This is a genomic window from Bradyrhizobium sp. (genome assembly GCF_035484855.1).
Lineage (GTDB): Bacteria > Pseudomonadota > Alphaproteobacteria > Rhizobiales > Xanthobacteraceae > Bradyrhizobium.
Map to the genome: position 1 here is coordinate 1 of NZ_DATHOP010000267.1, position 5,856 is coordinate 5,856.

General features: G+C 64.4%; 5 protein-coding genes and 1 pseudogene. 4 read left to right on the forward strand and 2 right to left on the reverse strand.

Translation table 11 applies throughout. The features are described from left to right. The 4 genes and pseudogenes from VK804_RS30250 to VK804_RS30265 all read left to right on the forward strand — a co-directional run. Positions 1–832, forward strand: a pseudogene (locus VK804_RS30250) (hypothetical protein); the annotation flags it as partial. Between the two features lie 93 nt (positions 833–925). Beyond that, positions 926–2,164: a flavin-dependent oxidoreductase gene (locus VK804_RS30255; protein ID WP_325751954.1), complete on the forward strand. Its 1,239-nt coding sequence runs from the start codon at positions 926–928 to the stop codon at positions 2,162–2,164. Positions 2,165–2,302: 138 nt separating this feature from the next. After that, the gene (locus VK804_RS30260) at positions 2,303–3,718 is read left to right on the forward strand and encodes an MFS transporter (protein ID WP_325751955.1); all 1,416 of its coding nucleotides are present in this window, start codon (positions 2,303–2,305) and stop codon (positions 3,716–3,718) included. Between the two features lie 50 nt (positions 3,719–3,768). Next, the gene (locus tag VK804_RS30265) at positions 3,769–3,927 is read left to right on the forward strand and encodes a hypothetical protein (RefSeq protein ID WP_325751956.1); all 159 of its coding nucleotides are present in this window, start codon (positions 3,769–3,771) and stop codon (positions 3,925–3,927) included. 210 nt (positions 3,928–4,137) lie between these two features. On the opposite strand, the gene VK804_RS30270 is transcribed toward VK804_RS30265, so the two are convergent. Next, positions 4,138–5,343: a CoA transferase gene (locus VK804_RS30270; protein ID WP_325751957.1), complete on the reverse strand. Its 1,206-nt coding sequence runs from the start codon at positions 5,341–5,343 to the stop codon at positions 4,138–4,140. A gap of 161 nt (positions 5,344–5,504) precedes the next feature. Then, positions 5,505–5,856, reverse strand: a 352-nt coding sequence (locus VK804_RS30275; protein ID WP_325751958.1) for an aldehyde dehydrogenase family protein, incomplete at its 5' end; no start/stop codon positions are given.

A 5,856-nucleotide genomic window follows, 5' to 3' on the forward strand; every position in this document is an offset into this window, starting at 1 on the left:
GCACGCGCCGAAATCGGCGGTCCGCGATTTTCGCACCGACTATCTGCTGAAGGTGTTCGACTACAATGCGAAGTCGGGGACGTTCGACGAATCGCCGCTGGAAAACCAGATCGATCGCGACCGCCTTTTGAAGGATGCAGAGCTCGGGCGCGAGTTCAAGGCGTGGCTGCTCGATCCCGCCCATTTCAGCGAGCTTGATCGCGGCACCGTCCTGATCCCCGAAAAATTTCTCGCTACTGGCGCGATCGCGCCCACCCCGGTCGGCTTTTCAAACTCGAGCCTGCAGCCGGCCTTCGGCCTCGTGCAAGGCGATGACGCAAAGGCTGGGCCTCTATTCTCCGACAATGATGTCGTCGCGGCCCTGAAGAAGGCCGCGGAGGACGGCATCAATTTGCAAAATATCCGCTCGGTCGCGGGCTTCGAGCGCCGGCTCAACGATATGACCTGCGCGGGCTGCCATCAAACCCGCGGCATCGGCGGCTTTCACTTCCCCGGCGTCGACTGGATGGCGGCCAAGCCCGACAATTCGACCGTGGTGCCGGCATCGCCGCATTTCTTCGGCGACCAGGTCCGGCGCCGCGATATCCTGACCGCGTTGCGCGACGGCAAACGCCCGGATTACTCGCGCGGCTTTTCCAGCCGGCCGCAATTGCGCGGCAGTTCGGAACTCGCCGGAACCGAATATGGAGACGGCTGGGGCGCGCATTGCTATGTCCGGCATGCCAACGCCGCCGACGAGGACAAAAGCTTCAAGTCATGGAGCTGCGCCGAGGGGCTGGCGTGCCAGCCGCAAGGCGGCGCGTCGCGAATCGGGATGTGCTTTGTCAAATAGCGCCTGCAACGGCCCGTTCGGCCAGATTGACAGTGGGCTGACCAATCGTGTTTCATCGCCGCAATCGCCTGATAAAAAATGCCGGGAGAGAACATGGACGACGTCATCATCGTCGGCGCCGGCATTGGCGGATTGACGCTCGGGCTTGCGCTGCATGCCGCCGGAATCCCCTGCTGGATTTTCGAGTCGGCGGCCGAGATCAAAGCGGTCGGCGTCGGCATCAACCTGCTTCCCCATGCCACCAAGGAACTCGCCGCGCTTGGACTCGAGGCTGATCTGGCGAAGGTCGCGATTGCGACCAGGGACGCGACCTTCTTCAATCGTTTCGGTCAGCTGATCTATCAGGAGCCGCTGGGACGCGCGGCGGGCTATGAGCATCCGCAATTCTCGATCCATCGCGGCGATCTGCAGATGGTCTTGCTCGATGCCTTCCGCGCGCGCGCAGGGCACGACCGGCTGGTCACCGATCATCATTGCACCGGCGTCGAACAGGACGAGACCGGCGTCAGCGTCCATTTCTCCGACGGACCGGGCGGCGCTGCCGGCAGCACCATTCGCGGCCGCGTCGCGATCGCCTGCGACGGCATCAATTCCGCCGTCCGCAAGCAGTTTTTTCCCGAAGAGGGCGAGCCGCGCTATTCCGGCGTCAACATGTGGCGCGGCGTGACGCGGTGGCAACCGATATTGTCCGGCGCCAGCATGGTGCGGGCGGGCTGGCTGTCGCACGGCAAGATGGTGATCTATCCGATCCGCCCCGCCGGCGCGGACGGGCTGCAGCTTATCAACTGGGTCGCCGAAATCGAAACACCTGTCTATCGCAAGCGCGACTGGAACCGGCCGGGCTCGATCGGGGATTTCATCGGCGCGTTCGCCGACTGGCACTTCGACTGGCTCGATGTTCCCGCCTTCATCCATGCCGCCGACAGCGTGCTGGAATTTCCGATGGTCGATCAGGATCCGCTGCCGCGCTGGAGCTTTGGCCGGGTGACGCTACTTGGCGACGCCGCCCACCCGATGGTGCCGCGCGGCTCCAATGGCGCCGGGCAGGCGATCCTGGATGCGCGCGCGCTGGTCTCGGCGCTAACTGAAAACGACGATCCGGTTGCCGCGCTCGCCGTTTACGAGAAACAGCGGCTTGAGGCGACCACGCGCATCGTCCTGACCAACCGCACCAATCCGCCCGACGCGATCCTGCGCGAGGTGTTCCAGCGCACCAGGGACAGGCCGTTCGCCGCGATCGGCGACGTCATCAGCCGCGATGAGCTGCTGGCATTGTCGGAAGGCTACAAGAAGATCGCCGGCTATTCGAAGGAAGCATTGCGGACGCGGTGAAGCGGAGTACCGTGCCGCCTTGCTATTGAGGCCGTCATTGCGAGCGCAGCGAAGCAATTCATTTCACAACAACAAGAAAGAATGGATTGCTTCGTCGCTTTCGCTCCTCGCAATGACGATAAGAGGGGGAAGACCATGATGACGAATTCTCAAGTTCCAGTTGGCGGTGCACCGCAGATCGACGTCGCCGATTTCATCGACCAGCAGCCGGTCGGCTCCTTTCAGCTCAAACTGCTCGCAACCTGCGCGGCCGTGTTGTTCCTCGATGGCTTCGACACCCAGGCGATCGGCTATGTCGCGCCCGTCCTGGCCAAGGAATGGGGACTGACCAAGGGCGCGCTCGGCCCGGTGTTCTCCGCCGGCCTGTTCGGATTGATGATCGGCGCGCTGCTGTTCGGACCGCTGGCTGACCGTATCGGCCGCAAGAAGATCATCGTCCTCTCCACGCTGGCATTCGGCATCGGCGCGCTCGTCACCGCTTTGGTCCAGGACGTCAACGCGCTGCTCGCGATTCGTTTTCTGACCGGGCTCGGGCTTGGCGGCGCGATGCCGAATGCGATTGCCACCACGTCGGAGTTCAATCCGCGCCGCCGCCGCGCCACCATGGTGATGATCATGTTCTGCGGCTTCTCGGTCGGCGCGGCGCTCGGCGGCCTGCTCGCCGCGGTGCTGATTCCGCATTTCGGCTGGCGTTCGGTATTCGTCGTCGGCGGCCTTGCGCCGCTGCTGCTGGTTCCGATCCTGGCGCTGCGGCTGCCGGAATCGGTGCGGTTCCTCGCGCTGACCGGACGCGCCAATGCGCGCGTCGCCGAGTTGCTCTCCGCGATCAATCCGAAGGCAGCATTTGCGCCGGCAACGCAATTCGTCGTGCACGAGCCGCATCTGGCGGGGATTCCGGTGCTGCACCTGTTCCGGGAGGGCCGCACCCTGGTGACGCTGCTGTTGTGGGTGGTGTTCTTCATGAGCCTGCTCGACATCTATTTCCTGGCGAACTGGCTGCCTACGGTTTTGAACGACCTCGGCGCCTCGGTCTCGGAAGCCGCTGTCATCGGATCGATGCTGCAAGTCGGCGGCGTGGTCGGCACCTTTGCGCTCGGCAGTATCATCGACCGCTTCTCGTTCCGCGCGCTGGCGCTGGTGTATTTCATCGCCGTGTTCGCCGTCGGCGCGATCGGTCAGCTCGGTCATTCCACCGCCTTGGTCACCCTAGCCATCTTCGCCTCGGGCTTCTGCGTCGTCGGCGGCCAGATCGCCGCCAATGCATTGGCTGCGGCGTACTATCCGACCTCGGTCAGGTCATCGGGCGTCGGCTGGGCGCTCGGGATCGGGCGGGTCGGCTCGATCGTCGGGCCCCTGGTCGGGGGCGCGCTGATGACCATGAAATGGAGCACGGCAGATGTCTTCATGGCGGCAGCGGGTGCGGCGCTCTGCGCGGCGCTGGCCACATTCTGCCTGAGCCGGCTCGCCGGGATGGGCGGCAGCGGCAGGGACGCTCTCGATGCACCGGCATCGCTCGGGGCCGGCTTGCGTCCATCGACGACGGCAGGCGTCTAGGCTAGGTTACGCGGGCGGCAGATCGACCTTCTGGCACGGGGAGGCAGGCGATGAGCGATAGCGAGAACAAAGAGCGGAATCGTGAAATCGCCGAGAACGAAGCCGAACGGCAAACCACCGGCGACATCCGCGTCAGCACCTGGGCGATCGCGGTCGCCGTCGTCATCGGGCTCGCCGCCGTCGGCTGGGTGCTTCTCCACAACAACTAGAGTTTGATGACTTTGAGGTGACTGACCCAAGGCCGGCACAGTTTTTTCCCACCTCTCCCCGCTTGCGGGGAGAGGTCGGATTGCATGAAATGCAATCCGGGTGAGGGGGACTCTCCGCGAGTCGCGCTCGCCGAGACAGCCCCTCACCCCAGCCCTCTCCCCGCGAAAGAGCGGGGAGAGGGAGAAGTTCGGCTCTTGCGCCTTGCCCGCTCAAGCCACCGCGCCCGACGCCCGCAACTGCCGGATAGCGGCCTCGTCGTAGCCGGCCTGCCGCAGAATCTCGTCGCTGTGCTCGCCGATTTCAGGCGCGCGCCGCGGTTTTACTTTCGGGCTGCCGTCGACCCAGATCGGGCTGTTGACCGTCAGCATGGTGCCGCCGTCATAGGGCACCAGCACATCGTTCTCGATCATCTGCCGGTCGTTCGGGATGTCGTCGAGGATGCCGATCACGCCGAACACCAGACCGTTACCGTCGAGGATCTTGCGCCACTCGGCGAGATTCTTGCCGGCAAAAATCTCGTCGAACAATTTGATCAGCTCCAGCGAGCGCGCGTGGCGGTCGGGTTTGGTGGCAAAGCGGGGGTCGGTCACGAGATCCTCGCGGCCGAGGCAGCGCGCCAGCGTCGGCCATTGCCGCTCCTCGTTGAGCAGCGACAGGATCAGCCAGCGCCCGTCCTTGCATTGGTAGTGGTTGGTCACCGCGTTCAGCGCGCGTTCGCGCGGACGCCGCGCGGAAAATTTCGCGCCGCATAGTTTGGCCTGCGCCAGCACGGAAGCCGCCCAGACGCCGTTGGCCATCAGGTTGGAGCTGACATGCGATCCCTTGCCGGTGTGCTCGCGCTTGTAGAGCGCGGTCACGATCGCGCCGTAGAAAGCCATCGCGCAGGGGTGGTCGCCCATGCCGGCGATCGAGCGCGCCGGCGTGGTGTTCTCGTCGGCGCGCACCAGATCCATCAGGCCCGAACGCGCCCAATAGGCGTTGCTGTCGAAGCCGGGCTTGTTGGCCTCGTCGCCTTTTTCACCGTAGCCGGTGAATGACGCATAGATCAGGCGTTCGTTGAGGGGGCTAAGCGTGGCGTAAGTCAGCCCGAGCCGGGCGCGCACGGCCGGCGGAAAATTCGTGATAAAGACGTCGGCCTCGGCCGCGAGCCGATGCAGCACCGCCTGGCCTTCCGGCTTGGAGAGATCGAGCGCCAGGCTGCGCTTGTTGCGGGACTCCAGCAGCCAGGCGAAATTGTGGGTGCTGGCAGGATAGCCCGGCAAGTTCGGCAGGTTGCGATAGGGATCGCCCGATCCGGGCGGCTCGATCTTGATCACTTCGGCGCCGAAATCCGACAGCACGGTAGCGGCCGCGGGTGCTGCGATGAAACTCGCGCAGTCCAGGACCTTGAGGCCTTCGAAGATGCCGTCGTCCATGGCGAGGTCGCTCCCGTGATGGTTGTTGGTTTTGTCCGTGCGCTGGAATAATCGCTGTGACCGCTCAGGATCATCCGGCATTTGACAGATGTTGCAGGCGAGATGCAACGGCACTTTCTTACCCTCCCCCTCCAGGGGAGGGTGAGGAGTTCAGCTGACTTTCAATCGCTGTCCGACAGCAGCGCGGCATTGCCGCCGGCGGCGGCCGTATTGATCGTCACGGTCTGTTCGGTGGCAAAGCGCGCCAGATAATGCGGGCCGCCGGCCTTGGGGCCGGTGCCCGATAATCCGTGGCCGCCGAACGGCTGCACGCCGACCACGGCGCCGATCATGTTGCGGTTGACATAGACGTTGCCGATCGGAAGCCGGTCAATCACGGCCTCGATGGTGTCGTCGATGCGCGAATGAATGCCGAGCGTCAGCCCGTAGCCGCTGCGTTCGATCGATTGCAGCACGCGGTCAAATTCGCCCGCGCGGTAGCGCACCACATGCAGGATCGGCCCGAATACTTCC